Source organism: Streptomyces sp. NPDC001822, from assembly GCF_042892135.1.
Taxonomy (GTDB): domain Bacteria; phylum Actinomycetota; class Actinomycetes; order Streptomycetales; family Streptomycetaceae; genus Streptomyces.
In genome coordinates this window covers 372,608-387,914 of record NZ_JBIATW010000005.1, presented here as the reverse complement: position 1 = coordinate 387,914, position 15,307 = coordinate 372,608, and the positions used below count along the sequence as shown (strand labels likewise).

The following is a 15,307-nucleotide window of genomic DNA, read 5'->3' as shown; positions in this document are numbered from 1 at the left end:
CGCTGTCGTGCCCACCTGCTCCGCCGGCGGCGACCGCTTCCTGGCCTTCACCAGCATCGCCTGCACCCTCATCTGCCACCGCAGACTCGCCAGATGAGATGGTCTCCAAGGGCTGCCCCGTAGCCTGGCAGATATGGGCGCACGGTACGAGGAGCGGCCGGCCCGCTTCGACGGCGCGGTCCTGTGGACCTGGAGCGGGCGGCGGGACCCCGCACGGCCCGTTCTGCCCGACGGCTGCATGGACCTGCTCTGGACCGGCGGCCGACTGCTGGTAGCAGGCCCCGACACCCATGCGTTCACGCCCGGCGAGGCGCTCTCCGGCACCTGCGCGGGCATCCGTTTCGCCCCCGGCACGGCACCCGCCCTGCTCGGCGTCCCCGCGCACGAGCTGCGCGACCGACGGGTCGCCCTGGACGCGCTCTGGCCCGGCGGACAGGTGCGGCGCCTCACCGAGCGGACCGCCGAGGCCGCCGACCCCACCGGCGCACTGGAGGCCATCGCCTTCGGCAGGGCTGCCGGCGCCGGACCGGCGGATCCGCTCACCGCCGCCGTCGCCTCACAGCTGCGGCAGGGACGGTCCGTCGCCGCCACGGCCGAGGCCGTCGGCCTCGGGGCCCGCCAGCTGCACCGGCGCTCCCTGGCCGCCTTCGGCTACGGCCCCAAGACGCTCGCCCGGGTGCTGAGGCTGCAGCGCGCCCTCACCCTCGTGCGCGCCGGAACGCCGTACGCCGAGGCCGCCTGCGCGGCGGGCTGCGCCGACCAGGCGCATCTCGCCCGGGAGATGCGGGACCTGGCCGGCACGACGCTCGGCGGCTACCTTGCCGCCACGGGTCAGGACGGGTTCGCGGCGAACAGCGAGACCGCACAGCCGTCGGGGTCCAGGACGACGGCGTAGCGCTGCCCCCAGACCGCGTCCCAGGGCCGGAGGTGCCCCCGGTACCCGGCGCCGGTCAGATCGGCGTAGACGGAGTCGACCTCTGAGGGACTGTCGCAGAGGAAGGCGAGCCCGAGGCGTTCGCCGCCCTGGGACCCCTTCCAGCCGGGATCGAAGGAGCGGACGACGTCCTCGGTGTCCCAGAGCAGGCGCTGCCCGCCCGGGAGGGCGACTTCGACGTGCGGGGCCGATTCGGCCCCGGCGGGCACGTCGAGGCCGAGCCGTCGGTAGAACGCCAGTGAGGCGGCCAGGTCGGCGGTGGTGACGGAGATCGCGTCGAGTCGTGGAGTCATGAAACGACCGTAGGCGCGGGGCCGTGACCGGGTCTTGTACGAAACGGTCACGGCCCCGCGGCGGTCATTGACCCCGGACCGGCGCCGCGCGACGCGGTCACCCGGAGGCGCGGGTCCCGGCGCCCCGGTGGTTCAGTCCTGCACGCAGGCGTCGGGTGACGTGCCCGGGTCCGTCAGGGGCAGGCCGAGCTGGGCGCGCTCGGTGAGCCAGCGCGTCGGCCGGTACCGCGGGTCGCCCGTCGTGGCGTGCAGGGCCCGCTGGAGTTCCAGCATGCGCCCGGCCCCGATCCGGTCGCCCCAGGCCAGCGGCCCCACCGGGTAGCCGAGCCCCGTCGTGACGGCGAGGTCGATGTCGGCAGGGGTGGCCAGCGAGCGTTCGGCGATCGACGTCGAGACCGACACCACCGAGGCGAGCAGCCGCTGCGCCACCGAACCCGCGGTGTCCCGCACGACGGACACCGCGAAGGGCTCGCCGCCGTCCGCCGCCCGGGCCATGACCGCCCGCGCGTCACGTGCCGCGGCCGGATCGGCGGCGGGGGTCACCGCGAGCACTCGGCGACGCCCGGCCGGCGGCAGCGGATCCGCCCCGAAGGTGCGCTCGGCGGGCAGCCCCAGCGACGCCACGGCCGATGCCACCGTGGTGCCCCACACCGGCACGAGGACGACCGCTTCCGCCGAGGGCGCGAAGCCGCTCTCGACCGTGGCTCCCGCCGCTCTCAGCGCGTCCCGCAGCGCCTCGCCGTCCTCGCCGGCCACGAACACCGGCCGGTCCGCGTCCCCCGTCGACGGCGGTTCCGGGGCCGGGGCGGGCGCGTCGGGCGCGTAGGAGAACCACCCCCGGCCGGTCTTGCGGCCGTGCAGCCCGGCCGTCACACGGTTGGGGGTGAGGGAGGAGGGGCGGAGCCGGTCCTCGTGACGGAAGCCCTGCCAGATCGAGTCGATGACCGCCGCCGTGACGTCGAGTCCGGTCAGGTCCATGAGTTCGAACGGGCCCATGCGCAGCCCCAGCACGTCCCGGGCGACGCGGTCGATGCCCGCCGGATCGGCGACCGACTCCTCCAGCAGTGCCAGCGCCTCCGTCACGAGGCCCCGGCCGGCGTGGTTGACCAGGAAGCCGGGCGCGTCGGCGACGGTGACCGCACGGTGCCCGCAGCTCTCGACCAGCGCGGTGAGGGCCCGGGGGATCTCCGGCCGGGTGGCGGCACCCGGCACCACCTCGACGATCTTCATCAACGGGACGGGATTGAAGAAGTGCAGCCCCGCCAGCCGCCCCGGGTCCCGCAGCGACGACGCGATGCGCGTCACCGAGAGGGAGGAGGTGTTGGTGGCGAAGACCGCGGAGGCGGGCAGAGCCGCCTCCAGCTTCCCGAAGACCTCCGCCTTGGTGCCGATGTCCTCCCGCACGGCCTCGACGACCAGGCCGACCTCGGGGCCGGGCGCCCACGGATCGTCCAGCGGGACGAGCCGGGCCAGGGCCGCCTCGGAGTCCCCGGCCGGCATCCGGCCCTTCTCCACGGCCCGGTCCAGCATGGACCGTACGAAGTCCACGGCGGCCGTCACCGCTTCGGGCCGTACGTCGCAGAGCTCGACGGTGTGCCCGCCCGTGACGGCCCACTGGGCGATGCCGCGCCCCATGGCTCCGGCTCCGACGATCCTGATACGCATGGCGGTGACGTCCTCTCGGCAGGTGCGGTCGACAACAGCGAAGGTAGACGTCGGCCGCCCGCCGGGTGCGGGCGGCCGGGAGAACGGCGGCCGTCAGCGGAGGTAGACGCGGTCCGGGTCGACGTCCTCGCGCAGGATCCGCAGCTCCTCCCCGGTCGGTGGGGGCACGGTCTCCACCGAGTCGGCCACCGCCAGGTCCCAGCCCGTCGCCGCGCGGACCCGCTCGACCGTCACCCCCGGGTGCACGGCGACGAGCCGCAGCTCCTCCCCGGCACCAGAGCGGGCCAGTATGCCCAGTTCGGTGATGACCCGGGTGACCCCGGCACCCAGGGGGCGGATGCCCTCGGCGAGCGCCCGGTCCGGACCCGGGGTGGTGCAGAAGTCCAGCTCTGCCGTGAAGGACCGGGGGTCGTGGCGGCGCATCACCACGAACACCTCGCGGGAGTTGGCCATCACCTCGATGCCGCCCCCGGACCCCGGGAGCCGCACGTCGGGCCTCTCCCAGTCGCCGATGACGGAGGTGTTGAGGTTGCCCCACCGGTCGATCTGCGCGGCGCCGAGGAAACCCACGTCGATGTGGCCGCCCTGGAGCACATAGCCGAAGAGAGCGGGCATCGACAGGACGGCCTCCGCGCCCGAGATGAGCACGGCGTCCGCGATGGTCTCGGGCAGATGCGAGGGGTGCGCCCCGCAGACCCCGGACTCGTACACCACCTCGATCCGGGGTGCCACGGTCAGATGGGCGAGTTCGGTGGCGAGTGTGGGCAGCCCGATGCCCGCGAACACCGTGCGCCGGGAGGCGAGTTCGCGCGAGGCGACGACGGAGAGCAGCTCCGAGGAGGTGGGGGTGTCCGTCACTGTGCTGGTCATGGCCGACTCCTCGTCGAAGGGCGCGTTCACAGACGCCGCCCGTAGTTCACCGGTTCGCTCAGCGCCTCGCCGACCGCCAGGCCGGCCCAGAAGTCCTCGCCCTGCCGCGCGGTGTACTCGGCGTGGTCCGCCGTCCCGTACACCCACTCCGCCAGCCACTTCCGCAGCCGCTCCGGGTCCTTGCTGATGTGCGACCAGGCCCGGTAGAAGGCGTTGTCGCGGTCGTAGTAGCCCTGCGCGAAGGACGGGTGCGCTCCGCGCGGGCAGACGACGACGGCGTCCACGGCGTGGGCCGGGACGAGCGTGCGGTTGGGGTCCGAGCGGACCACGTCGTCGTCGACGACCTCCTCGACCACGACGACCGCCCTGTCCGCCGCGTACACCGCCTCCGCCTGAATGCCCGTCAGCCCCCAGATCTGGGTGTTGCCCCGGCGGTCGGCCCGCTGGGCGTGGATGATCGTCACATCGGGGTTCACCGGCGGCACGACGTAGATCTGTTCCGGCTCGCCGTCCGGGCCCGGGTACGGTGACGTCACCTTGCGAAGATCGCTGTTGACCGCGGGCAGGTCGCTGCCGCCGTAACTGCGCAGGGGATAGAAGGGCAGCCGCTGCGAACCGGCGAGGTAGCGGCAGATCATCCCGTAGTGGCTGTACTCCTCGAAGACCAGAGGCGCCGGATCCGCGTGCTCGATCCTGCGCCGTAGCTCGCCGAGCGAACCCGCCGACGAGTTGCCCACGAAGGACGACACCAGTCGCGACACGCAGCCGGCGGCGATCATCTGGTCCACCACGATGTCCGCCGTCATCCGCACGACGGTGAGATCCTTGCGGCCCTGGCGGATGATCTCGTGCCCTGCGGCGGTGGGAACGAGATGGGTGAAGCCCTCCAGGCAGACGGTCGCCCCGTCGTGCACGAAGGCGCCGATGGCCTCCCTCATCGACATGACTTTGCTGGGCCCGTCGGCCGTATCCGTCCGCTCCACGGTGCTCCTCGGCGAGTGCGTGTTGGTCTCGCACACCGTTTCAGCACCCATTGATTGCTGTCCAATATCAAATTAAGGTCGGATCAAGACCGCTGATTGATGAATGGATGACCCCGTGGAGCTGCGCCATCTGACCGCCTTCACCGCCGTGGCCGAGGAACTGCACTTCGGCCGGGCCGCCAAGCGCCTCCAGATGGCCCAGCCACCGCTCAGCCAGCAGATCCGCCGGCTTGAGAAGGAACTCGGTGTCGCGCTCTTCGAACGCAACACCCGGTCGGTGCGGCTGACCAGCGCGGGGGAGTCGTTCCTCGAACCCGTCCGCACCGTGCTCGCCGGCCTCGACACCGCCGTGCGCGCCGCGCGGGCCGCCGGGCGCGGGGAGTACGGGCGCGTCACGATCGGCTTCGCGGGCGCCTCCAGCCACGAGACGCTGCCCCTGCTCACCCGGGCCGTGCGGGCCGCCCATCCCGCGCTCGAACTCGTCATGAAGGGCCAGACCTATGCCAACGTCGCCCTTTCCCGGGTCGCCGACGGCTCCCTCGACCTCGGGTTCGTCCGTCTCCCGGTCACCCAGCCGGGAGTGTCCTTCCGGGTGATCGAGGAGGAGGAACTGCTCTGCGCGTTGCCGTCGGACCACCGGCTGGCCGCTCTGGAGAGCATCCCGATCGGGATCCTCGCCGACGAACCCTTCGTCTCCTTCCCCGCCAACGCGGGCTCCACCGTGCGCGACGCCATGGTCCAGGCGTGCGAGGCCACCGGCTTCAACCCCCGGGTGGTGCAGGAGGCCCCGGACTCGTACACGATCCTGGCACTCGTCGCCGCCGGGGTCGGTGTGACACTCACCGTCTCCTCCGTCCAGCACATCCAGCAGAACGGGCTTGTCTACCGCCCCCTCGCCGGTCCTCCCATCCGGCGCCAGGCCGCGCTGGCCTGGCGCGCGGACAATCCGTCGCCGGCCCTGCGGGCGGTGCTCGCGGTCGCGGAGGAGGCCCTGCCGACGCCCGGCGCCGATTGAGACGCGCCGCGTCCTGAACACCGGCCAACTCGATATTGGACCGGCTCAGTGGTCCGGTGCGAAGGTCACCCCACACACCCGAACCCGCCGAAAGGTGTTCCGCCGTGCCCGACCCGACCGATGTCGTCATCTGCGAGCCGCTGCGTACGCCCATCGGCCGATTCGGCGGCGCCTTCGCCCGGCAGACGCCGGCCGCGCTCGCCGCACGCGTCATCGCCGAGGTCGTCGCCCGTACAGGGGTCGACCCCGAGCGGATCGACGAGGTGATCCTCGGACACGCCTACCCCTCGTCCGACGCCCCGGCCATCGGCCGGGTCGCCGCCCTCGACGCCGGGCTTCCCGAGACGGTCACCGGCGCCCAGATCGACCGGCGCTGCGGATCGGGCCTCCAGGCCGTCCTCGACGCGGCCATGCAGATCCGGGCCGGTTTCAGCGAGGTCGTCGTCGCGGGCGGCGTCGACGTCATGAGCGCCGCCCCGTACTACACGCACGACGGACGCTGGGGCATCAAGGGCCCCGGCCTCCAGCTCCACGACTCGCTCGCCCGGGGCCGCGTCACCGCCGGGGGCGTCAACCACCCCGTGCCCGGCGGCATGATCGAGACCGCGGAGAACCTGCGCCGCGCCTACTCCATCAGCCGGGCCGACCAGGACGCCCTCGCGCTGCGCTCGCAGGCACGGGCCGCCCGCGCCGTACAGGAGGGGCGTTACGACGCGGAGACCGTCCCCGTCACCGTGCGCGCCGGCAGGGGCGAGAGCGTCGTGACCGCCGACGAGCACCCCCGCCCCGACACGACCGCCGAGCAACTCGCCGCGCTGCGCCCCATCATGGGCAAGTCCGACCCGGAGGCGACCGTCACCGCGGGCAACGCCAGCGGCCAGAACGACGCGGCCGCCGCCTGTCTCGTGACCAGCGCCGCCACCGCTGAACGGCTCGGGCTCACCCCGCTCGTCCGTCTCGTCTCCTTCGCCCGCGCCGGTGTCCCCGCCGCGACGATGGGCATCGGCCCCGTCCCCGCCACCCACGCGGCCCTCGGCCGCGCCGGACTCACCCTCGCCGACCTCGACCTGATCGAGATCAACGAGGCCTTCGCCGCCCAGGTCCTGGCCTGCACCCGGGAGCTGGGGCTCGGCGAGAAGGACCACGAGCAGCGGATCAACGTCAACGGATCCGGCGTCTCGCTCGGCCACCCGGTCGGCGCCACGGGCGCCCGCATCCTCGCCACGCTCAGCCACGAGATGCACCGCAGCGGGGCGCGCTACGGACTGGAGACCATGTGCATCGGCGGCGGTCAGGGCCTCGCCGCCGTCTTCGAGCGCATCACCGCCTGATCCCCGTCCCTCCCACGAATGCCACTACTCCTCCGGTGCCCGTGGGAGTCGGCGCCCGCCCGGAACCCCGGGCGGGCGCCGGCGCGTGGCCGTGCCAGGACGCCAGGTGAACCCCTTGCGGTCAGGGCACTGGCCTGGTGCGCTGCGCGATTCCCGATGGATCAACCGGAACGGCAGTGATCGGTTTTGAGACGGCGGGGCCGTCCATGGTCGATGCGTCCGCGCCCAAGGGCCCTTCCGCGCTTGAAGCTTCACCCCCACGCACGGAAGGGCCGGCCCGGCAGCGTCACGCTGCCGGGCCGGCCCTTCCCACTCGCTCCGCTAGTTACGCGAACCGCGGGTGCGGCGCATGAGCACCGTGCCACCCAGCAGCAGCGCCGCGCTCGCACCGGCGGCCAGACCGATGTCACCGGCGCCGGTCTGCGCCAGCTGCGTGCCGGGCGTGTTCGGACCGGGGTTACCGGCCGGCGGCTGGTCCACCGGGGGCTGGTCCACCGGCGGCTTGGAGGTCGGCGGCACCGACGTGGGCGGCTCCTCGGTGGGGGGCTCCTCGGTCGGGGGCTCCTCCGTAGGGGGCTCCTCGGTGGGGGGCTCCTCGGTCGGCGGCTCCTCGGTGGGGGGCTCCTCCGTCGGGGGCTCGCCGACCGGCGGGTGGTCGTGACCACTGTGGTTGGCGCAGGAGTTACCGAAGGCCGGGTTGAGCGCACCGACGATGTCGATGCTGTTGCCGCAGGCGTTCACCGGGATCTCGACGGGGATCTGGCCGAGGTTGCCGGACGCGACGCCGGGGGAACCGACAGCGGCGCCCTCGGCGCTCGACCCGGACCCGCCGCCGTGCGCGCCGCCCGAGCTGACGTTCGCACAGCTGTTGCCGAAGGCAGGGTTCAGCAGAGCGATCACATTGACGGTGTTGCCGCAGAGGTTGACCGGGACGTGCACCGGAACCTGTACGGCGTTGCCCGAGCCGACACCGGGCGAATTGGCGGCGACACCGTCCGCCGACGCGTCGGCGTGCGCATAACCGCCCGCGGCGGTCAGGAGGCCCGACGCCGCCGCCATGACGATCATGCTTTTATTCAGAACCTGTCGCATTACATGCCCTTCTCCGGGAAATTCGCGCGGGCGGTGACCCTGATGGAAGTCATTCCATCGACGCGGACGACTCCATAACGACACGACGGTTCCGGAGGAAACTTGGAGAGCGGTGCAAATTGTGTAACCACCCGAAAGGGTCACGTACGAATGTTCGCTCCAGCGTCGGACTTCTGGCATTCGGGTGAATGGGGGCCGATGGGGGGAACCAAACGCCCGGCTCCGAGTTGATCAGTGCGCTCCGTCTCGGGGCACTCGGTACGAGAAGGGTTCATCGTGATCAAGAAGGTCCTGGCTACGGGTGCCGTCGCCGCCTCCATCCTCGGTCTCTCGGCGACCAGCGCCATGGCGATCGGTGACGACACGGGCACGACGTCGGTCAACGGCAACGGCGCCGAGTCGGAGTTCGGCAACAGCGAGACCAAGGGTGACCAGAGCCCGCAGCTCAGCCTCGTCCAGGGCTCGCTGAACAAGCCCTGCATCGCCCTGCCGGTCAAGGCCAACGCCGGTGCGCTCGTCGGCGTCCTCGCCGCCGTCGCGGTCCAGGACGTCAACGTCCTGTCCAACCCGCAGAACCAGCAGTGCACGGACAACTCCACCCAGGCCAAGGGTGACGAGCCGCTGTCGCACATCCTGTCGGACATTCCGGTTCTCTCCGGCAACGGTGCCGGCAACAGCTGACCGGGCCGCAAGAACCGGTCCGGGTCGCCGACACTCCTCCATCGTGCGGCCCGGGCCTGCAGCATTCGGGCGGTTTTCCGAGAAACTTCGCACATAGCGTTTCGATGCCGCCCGCCGATCGTTACGGATAACAGCTCCGGAGTCACGAGTGCGTTGGGACAAGCGCTCGTGCGGCACGAAAGACGTGTCCGCTCAGGACTCCGCTGCAGAAAGGGAAGTAAAGTGAAGTACACCAAGGCCGCCGCCGTTGCCGCCGGAACCCTCATGGCGCTCGGCGCCGCTGCCCCGGCCATGGCCGACTCCGGCGCCGAGGCTGCTGCCGTCGGTTCCCCGGGCGTCCTGTCGGGCAACATCGTGCAGGTCCCGGTCCACATCCCGGTGAACGTCTGCGGCAACACCATCAACGTCGTGGGCCTGCTCAACCCGGCGTTCGGCAACGTCTGCATCAACGACTGAGCTTTGCCGACCGAGCCGACGGCTCGTCATGAGAAGGCCCCGGACCGCGCACAAAGGTCCGGGGCTTTCCCCGTTGAGCCGGGTGAAATCCACGGGTGCGCAGTTTCCCCCCGTACGGCTTGATCGTTGTGCCGTCCAGAGGCGGCGAATGCCGCCCGAGAAGGGATCTGAGAAGTGAAGTACGCGAAGACCGTCGCCCTCGTCGCGGGTTCCGTGGCCACCCTCGGAGCGGCCGCGCCCGCCTCCGCCGCGGCCACCCCCACGGCCCCCCGGATCAGCCTCACCACAGGCGTGAACGAGCTGACGTCAACCGTGCCCCGGATCCCCGACCGGGTGGTGAACCCCGTCGTCGACATGGTCGGGGAGACCGGCGCGTCCGCCCGTGAGGACGTGGAGTCCTCCGCGGACACCGTGACGGGTGTGGCGGACGCCGCCGCGCCGCTCCTCGGCGGGCTTCCGCTCGGCGGCTGACCGGAATTCGGCGCCGGTTCCCGCTCGGTCCCGCAGGCCGGTTCTCCCTCGAATTCCATGGGAATGGGACCCGGGAAATCGTTCGAGTGAAATGGCGCAACCGAACCCCACCGGGCGGAGTTGTTCAGAATGCTCCGGACAGGCGGGCAACAGATTAACCAGAAGGGCACGTTCATGATGAAGAAGATCCTGGCGACCGCGGCGGTCGCCGCCTCCGTCGCCGGTGTTTCCGCCGCCGCCGCCCCCTCGGCCATGGCGATCGGCAACGACAACGGCACGACGTCGGTCAACGGCAACGGCGCCGACCAGTACTACGGCAACAGCAGCACGCACGGCGACATGAGCCCGCAGATCGGCCTCATCCAGGGCTCGTTCAACAAGCCCTGCATCGCGCTCCCGGCGAAGGCCAACGTCGGCTCGCTCCTCGGGCTCGTCCCGATCTCGGTCCAGGACGTCAACGTCCTGTCCTCCCCGCAGAACCAGCAGTGCACCGAGAACTCCACCCAGGCCAAGGGTGACGAGGCGCTGTCGCACATCCTCAACGACATCCCGGTCCTCTCGGGCAACGGCGCGGGCAACAACTGACGCTGCGTCATATCAGTGGTCCCGGTGCACGTTCAGGCCCGGGTCCGCTGCTTCCCGCCTCGTCATAGTCCGTGAGGGTGCGTGGGGCCAGTGCGTCCGCGGCGCGACCGACTGCTCGGTCGGGAGCCCCGGATGTCCTGGCCCACACGTCTGTTGTGGACGGGGAGTCCCCGGTCCGCAGTTCGGGTAGCCCGATAGTGCGGATATTGGGCCGTCTGCCGCAGCGGCCGCCAAAGTGCTCCGCGCGGCCGGGTAGGTGCGCCCCATGGACCTGTACGACAGTCATCATTCCCCCGGCTCCGACCCCGGTCGCCGGCCGGAGAGCCCCACCCCCATCTACGACCGTCTGCTCGCCGAATGGAACGCGGCGTCGCGGGGCGTGTCCGGGCGGACCCCCGCCGACGCTGCCTCCTGGCCCCAGGCCCCTCTCGGGCCGGGACGGCGCGGTGAAGGCGCCTTCGTCCCCGCCGCGCGCCGCGCCGGGCCGAGCGGCGGCAGGTAGCGCACGTCGACGTGGAAACCGGTCCAACCCGTTCGAGTGGTGTAGCGGAACCAAACAATCCGGTTGGAGTTAGTCAGGACGTTCCACAACGGGACGCTCCGAAAGGTGAAGCGCAATGAAGAAGATGATGGCCGGCGCCGCTGTGGCTGTGTCCCTGATCGGTCTCTCCGCCGCCGCGGCCCCCTCGGCCATGGCGATCGGCGACGACCACGGCACCACGACGGTGAACGGCAACGGCGCCGAGTCCAAGTTCGGCAACAGCGCGACCAAGGGTGACCAGAGCCCGCAGCTCAGCCTGGTCCAGGGCTCGCTGAACAAGCCTTGCATCGCTCTGCCGGTCAAGGCCAACATCGGTTCGCTGATCGGTGCCATTCCGATCGCGGTCCAGGACATCAACGTCCTGTCCAACCCGCAGAACCAGCAGTGCGCCGACAACTCCACCCAGGCCAAGGGCGACGAGCCGCTGTCGCACATCCTGAACGACATCCCGGTCCTCTCGGGCAACGGCGCCGGCAACAGCTGAAGCCGCTGAGATGCGGGCGGTCCGGGGCGTACGCCCGCGGGGCCGCCCGCATTTCGCTGTGCGGCACGCGTACACGGCGATGCCCACCACTCGACGGGGGGTGGTGGGCATCGCCGTGCGGCACGGGCGGTGTGCGGGGGCAGATCAGCCCAGGCTGCGTACCGGCAGGAGGCAGTGGGCGGACGTCCCCACGACGTCCGGGTCGGCCACGAAGGAGCGGAGCACGTCCTCGCCGACCGGCTGTCCCGGAACCGCCGCCGGCCACGGGCGCGTGGCGAACATCCCGTGGACCACACCGGCCGACCGTGCCACCGCCAGCCACTCGGCCGGCACGGTGTACTGCGCCTTGAAGTGCGGCAGGGTCAGGACGACCTGGCCGGCCTGGATGAGCAGCTTCACCGGAAGGTTCGGCAGCTCCGAGGCGTCCAGGGTCTCTCCCCCCACCTGCAGCCCGCTGCGCTCCAGGGCGGTGTGCATCGCCCTCTCGCCGACTTCGGGCCCCTCCGGGCCGTCGCCCAGCGAGTAGGTCAGCAGGAAGGCGGTCTCGCGGCCCGTCGCGGGGTTCGAACCGCTCCAGGCGATGAGGATCTGGGTCCCCAACTGGGCAGGTGAGTAAGGGGTGGTGACGGAGTTCGATGAGCTCATGTCCGGCACCCTAACGGTCCGATACCGGTACGTGTGCACGCGTATCACCCGATCGGGGACCGCCGCGTCGAGCCGGTCGGTCCGGGGCCGGCCGGCGGGACGGACGGAAAACCTGTTGACGGTCTCCCGAGGCGCGGGGCTAGGCTGTGCGCAGTTCCAGGAAACAGGAGGTGAGGACATTGATGACCGTCGTTGCGGTGGGCACTGCCCACAACCCGAAGAGCATCGTTCCCACCCCTGCGGCCACCGGCTGAACTCTCTCCGCTACTCCCGCGCCCGAGCGCGCGGTGCCGGGGCCGCCCTTGTGAAGGGTTTCCCTTGTCTTTCTCCCATTCCCAGGTTTCCTCCCCGTCGCACGCGCTGACTGCGTACGGCTGGGACGACGACTGGGCCGCCGCCTTCGCGCCGTTCGCCGCGCAGGGTCTCCTGCCGGGGCGTGTCGTGCGGGTGGACCGCGGACAGTGCGACGTGGTCACGCCCGACGGCACCCTCAGGGCGGACACCGCCTTCGTGGTGCCCCGCGACCCCATGCGGATCGTCTGCACGGGCGACTGGGTGGCCGTCGACCCGGACGGCGACCCGCAGTTCGTCCGCACGCTTCTGCCCCGCCGCACGGCCTTCGTGCGCTCGACGTCCTCGCAGCGTTCCGAGGGGCAGGTCCTCGCCACCAACATCGATCACATCGTCATCTGCGTCTCGCTCGCCGTCGAACTGGATCTCGGCCGGCTGGAGCGCTTCCTCGCGCTCGCCATGTCCAGCACGGCGGGTGCCGCTCTGCTCGGTGACGGGGCGGGTGCCGGGGACCACGAGGCACATCCCCTCGTGCTGCTCACCAAGGCGGATCTCGTGCCGGACCCCGCCACGCTCGGCCACCTCGTCGAGGACATCGAACGCATCGCCCCCGGGGTGCAGGTGCTGCCCGTCAGCTCCGCGACGGGCGAGGGCGTCGACGTGTTCGGTGCGATCGTCGGGTCCGGTACCAGTGTGCTGCTCGGCACCTCCGGCGCCGGCAAGTCGACCCTCGCCAACACGCTTCTCGGGGAGGACGTGATGGACGTGCGCGCGGCCCGCGACGTCGACGGCAAGGGCCGGCACACCACCACGACCCGCAATCTCCTCGTGCTGCCCGGCGGTGGCGCCCTGATCGACACCCCCGGGCTGCGCGGGGTGGGCCTCTGGGACGCGGAGAGCGGCGTCGGCCAGGTCTTCTCCGAGATCGAGGACCTCGCGGAGCGGTGCCGCTTCCAGGACTGCCGCCACGAGGCGGAACCCGGCTGCGCGGTGCTCGGAGCGATCGAGGACGGCTCCCTCGCGGAACGTCGCCTGGACAGCTACCGCAAGCTGCTCCGTGAGAACCACCGCATCGCGGCCAAGACCGACGCCCGGCTGCGGAGCGAGACCCTGCGGGAGTGGAAGCGCAGGGGCGCCGAGGGCCGGGCCGCGATGGAGATGAAGCGGGGCCGGATCCGGTAGCGGTACCGGTCCGGGTGCCGGGCCGGCGTCCCGCGCCGCCCCGGCACCCGGCCTCACCCGGCACCCGCCTCAGCCCCAGACGAGCGCTCCCAGCCACGCCCCGGCCACCACGAGACAGCAGTAGAGCTCCACCAGCACGGAGTACCCCGTCGCGCGCATCACGGATTTGAGCGAGGCCCGGCCCGCGGCCCCGCTGCCGAGCCGTACGCGTTCGACGCCGTAGACCGCCGCCACGTATCCCACGATCCCGCCCACCACCGGAATCACGAAGAAACCCGCGATGGCCGCGATCCCCCCGGCCATCAGCGTCCCGCTCGGTGCCCCGGACTCACGCGGGCGCCGGGAGGGCAGGACCGCCTTCAGTGCCTGGTTCAGCAGCAGCACGCACGTCGACCCGATGAGCACGCCCCAGGCGACCGGGGTCGGGTCCGTCAGCGCCCACCACAGAACAGCGGCCCACACGATCGCCTGCCCGGGCACGCCCGGCACCAGCACGCCGACCAGGCCGAGCAGCATCACCGCCCCCACGGCGACGAGCTGCCACACACTCATTCGACCAGCGTGCCGGACACCGCCGGGTCCCGCCCGTCAGGCCTCGGCCGCCGCCCGAGGGGTACGGCTCGCCCACCGCCCCGGGCGCGGGCGGAGCCCCACGGCGGGCAAGCGCACCTGTCAGCGGGGGGCCCGGGCCACCCAGCCGCGCTCGTAGGCGTGCCAGCCCAGCTGCAGCCGCGTCGTGACCCCGGTGAGCTCCATGAGCCCCTTCACCCGGCGCTGGACCGTGCGCAGGCCCAGATCCAGCTGCTTCGCCACGCTGGCGTCGGTCAGACCGGCCAGCAGCAGCGAGAGGATCTCCAGATCCGTGGGATCCGCACCCGGGCCGTTCTCCTCATGGACCCCGTCGGAGCCGAGCCGCAGCGGCATCGCGTCCCGCCACACGGCTTCGAAGAGACCCATCAGGGACTCCATCAGTCCACTGGCGTGTATCACCAGGGCCGCGGGCTCGGCGCCCCGGCCCGTGAGGGGAACCATGGCCAGCGAGGCGTCGGCGACCACCAGTTTCGTCGGCACCCGGTCGACGACCCGGCACTGCTCGTCGCGGCTCAGCGCCGCGGTCAGCTCCACGATCCCGGACGGCAGGTGCAGCACGTCGCGCTCGACGACGACGCGGTACGCCACGCCCCGCTCGGACGCCCGTTCCTCCGACTCGTTCTCCATGCCCGTGACCGCGATCGGCTTCCCGGTGACCAGTGCGCACACCTCGGACTGGGCGCCCAGCTGGAGTTGATGGAACCGGTGGGCGACGGCGCTCGCCCCCGTCACCACCTCCACCAGATCGTGCACCGCGGGTTCTTCGGCCGCCTCGGCCCGGTACTCCTCGGCGAGCAGCACCGACGCGAGCTCCGCCTGCTCCAGCTCGTGCCGCTGCTGTGTCAGCAGCGCGCCCAGTGCGACACCGGGGGGTGCGGCGACCCAGCGGTCCGCCCGCGACGACGACTGGGCGACGAGTCCCTGCTGCTCCAGCCGGCGCAGCGCACGTTCGGTGTCCGCCTCCGGCAGGGACAGCCGCCGCGCGAGGTCGGGCACCTCCGCGGCCCCGGCCGCCACCAGGGCCCGGTAGGCCGCTTCCTGTCTCTCGTCCAGACCTATCGCTGCCAGCATCCTCGGCCCTCCCCGGATTGGTCGTCGTATGTCGCCGCGCCCGTCGGCCGGTTCGCGCGGTGGCGGGAACCGGCCACGGCGTAAACCCGCCGGGCCCATCATGCCCCTTCGCACCTGCACCTCTGG

At 71.8% G+C, this 15,307-nt stretch carries 18 protein-coding genes; 10 read left to right on the top strand and 8 right to left on the bottom strand.

Going from position 1 to position 15,307, the window contains the following annotated elements; translation table 11 throughout:
* The first annotated feature begins 133 nt into the window (after positions 1-133).
* Positions 134-895 (top strand): helix-turn-helix domain-containing protein, encoded by a 762-nt coding sequence (locus ACFYY2_RS15040; protein ID WP_388742168.1) that lies wholly within the window; start codon positions 134-136, stop codon positions 893-895.
* Here ACFYY2_RS15040 and ACFYY2_RS15035 read toward each other — a convergent pair.
* From ACFYY2_RS15035 to ACFYY2_RS15020, 4 genes are all read right to left on the bottom strand, one after another.
* The gene (locus ACFYY2_RS15035; RefSeq protein WP_388742166.1) at positions 832-1,227 is read right to left on the bottom strand and encodes a VOC family protein; all 396 of its coding nucleotides are present in this window, start codon (positions 1,225-1,227) and stop codon (positions 832-834) included. The genes ACFYY2_RS15040 and ACFYY2_RS15035 overlap by 64 nt on opposite strands.
* Positions 1,228-1,359: 132 nt before the next feature.
* Positions 1,360-2,892, bottom strand: coding sequence for a 3-hydroxyacyl-CoA dehydrogenase (locus tag ACFYY2_RS15030; RefSeq protein ID WP_388742164.1), 1,533 nt, complete (start codon positions 2,890-2,892; stop codon positions 1,360-1,362).
* Between the two features lie 93 nt (positions 2,893-2,985).
* The gene (locus ACFYY2_RS15025; protein WP_388742162.1) at positions 2,986-3,762 is read right to left on the bottom strand and encodes a CoA-transferase subunit beta; all 777 of its coding nucleotides are present in this window, start codon (positions 3,760-3,762) and stop codon (positions 2,986-2,988) included.
* Positions 3,763-3,788: 26 nt separating this feature from the next.
* Positions 3,789-4,706: a CoA transferase subunit A gene (locus ACFYY2_RS15020; protein WP_388742433.1), complete on the bottom strand. Its 918-nt coding sequence runs from the start codon at positions 4,704-4,706 to the stop codon at positions 3,789-3,791.
* A gap of 154 nt (positions 4,707-4,860) precedes the next feature.
* Between ACFYY2_RS15020 and ACFYY2_RS15015 the strand changes: the two genes are divergently transcribed.
* Together ACFYY2_RS15015 and ACFYY2_RS15010 are read left to right on the top strand one after the other, a co-directional pair.
* Positions 4,861-5,760, top strand: coding sequence for a LysR family transcriptional regulator (locus tag ACFYY2_RS15015; RefSeq protein WP_388742431.1), 900 nt, complete (start codon positions 4,861-4,863; stop codon positions 5,758-5,760).
* A 104-nt stretch (positions 5,761-5,864) separates the two neighbouring features.
* Positions 5,865-7,091 (top strand): acetyl-CoA C-acetyltransferase, encoded by a 1,227-nt coding sequence (locus ACFYY2_RS15010; protein ID WP_388742159.1) that lies wholly within the window; start codon positions 5,865-5,867, stop codon positions 7,089-7,091.
* Between the two features lie 321 nt (positions 7,092-7,412).
* On the opposite strand, the gene ACFYY2_RS15005 is transcribed toward ACFYY2_RS15010, so the two are convergent.
* Positions 7,413-8,183 carry a chaplin gene (locus ACFYY2_RS15005; protein WP_388742156.1) on the bottom strand — a complete coding sequence of 257 codons (771 nt, stop codon included), beginning with the start codon at positions 8,181-8,183 and terminating at the stop codon, positions 7,413-7,415.
* A 276-nt stretch (positions 8,184-8,459) separates the two neighbouring features.
* On the opposite strand from ACFYY2_RS15005, the gene ACFYY2_RS15000 reads away from it, so the two are divergent.
* From ACFYY2_RS15000 to ACFYY2_RS14975, 6 genes are all read left to right on the top strand, one after another.
* The gene (locus tag ACFYY2_RS15000) at positions 8,460-8,864 is read left to right on the top strand and encodes a rodlin (protein WP_388742154.1); all 405 of its coding nucleotides are present in this window, start codon (positions 8,460-8,462) and stop codon (positions 8,862-8,864) included.
* Between the two features lie 222 nt (positions 8,865-9,086).
* Entirely contained in the window at positions 9,087-9,320 is a 234-nt protein-coding gene (locus ACFYY2_RS14995; protein WP_388742152.1) for a chaplin, read from the top strand.
* A gap of 174 nt (positions 9,321-9,494) precedes the next feature.
* Entirely contained in the window at positions 9,495-9,791 is a 297-nt protein-coding gene (locus tag ACFYY2_RS14990) for a hypothetical protein (RefSeq protein ID WP_388742150.1), read from the top strand.
* A 174-nt stretch (positions 9,792-9,965) separates the two neighbouring features.
* The gene (locus ACFYY2_RS14985) at positions 9,966-10,376 is read left to right on the top strand and encodes a rodlin (RefSeq protein ID WP_388742148.1); all 411 of its coding nucleotides are present in this window, start codon (positions 9,966-9,968) and stop codon (positions 10,374-10,376) included.
* A 265-nt stretch (positions 10,377-10,641) separates the two neighbouring features.
* A complete protein-coding gene (locus ACFYY2_RS14980; protein ID WP_388742146.1) occupies positions 10,642-10,878 on the top strand; it encodes a hypothetical protein in 237 nt (78 codons plus the stop codon).
* A 115-nt stretch (positions 10,879-10,993) separates the two neighbouring features.
* Positions 10,994-11,401: a rodlin gene (locus ACFYY2_RS14975; RefSeq protein ID WP_388742143.1), complete on the top strand. Its 408-nt coding sequence runs from the start codon at positions 10,994-10,996 to the stop codon at positions 11,399-11,401.
* A gap of 144 nt (positions 11,402-11,545) precedes the next feature.
* On the opposite strand, the gene ACFYY2_RS14970 is transcribed toward ACFYY2_RS14975, so the two are convergent.
* A complete protein-coding gene (locus tag ACFYY2_RS14970; RefSeq protein ID WP_388742140.1) occupies positions 11,546-12,046 on the bottom strand; it encodes a DUF5949 family protein in 501 nt (166 codons plus the stop codon).
* 318 nt (positions 12,047-12,364) lie between these two features.
* Here ACFYY2_RS14970 and rsgA point away from each other — a divergent pair, with 318 nt between their 5' ends.
* Positions 12,365-13,519, top strand: coding sequence for a ribosome small subunit-dependent GTPase A (rsgA, locus tag ACFYY2_RS14965; protein WP_388742138.1), 1,155 nt, complete (start codon positions 12,365-12,367; stop codon positions 13,517-13,519).
* A 69-nt stretch (positions 13,520-13,588) separates the two neighbouring features.
* On the opposite strand, the gene ACFYY2_RS14960 is transcribed toward rsgA, so the two are convergent.
* A complete protein-coding gene (locus ACFYY2_RS14960; RefSeq protein ID WP_388742133.1) occupies positions 13,589-14,071 on the bottom strand; it encodes a DUF456 domain-containing protein in 483 nt (160 codons plus the stop codon).
* A gap of 120 nt (positions 14,072-14,191) precedes the next feature.
* Positions 14,192-15,181 carry a helix-turn-helix domain-containing protein gene (locus tag ACFYY2_RS14955; RefSeq protein WP_388742130.1) on the bottom strand — a complete coding sequence of 330 codons (990 nt, stop codon included), beginning with the start codon at positions 15,179-15,181 and terminating at the stop codon, positions 14,192-14,194.
* Positions 15,182-15,307: the final 126 nt, after the last annotated feature.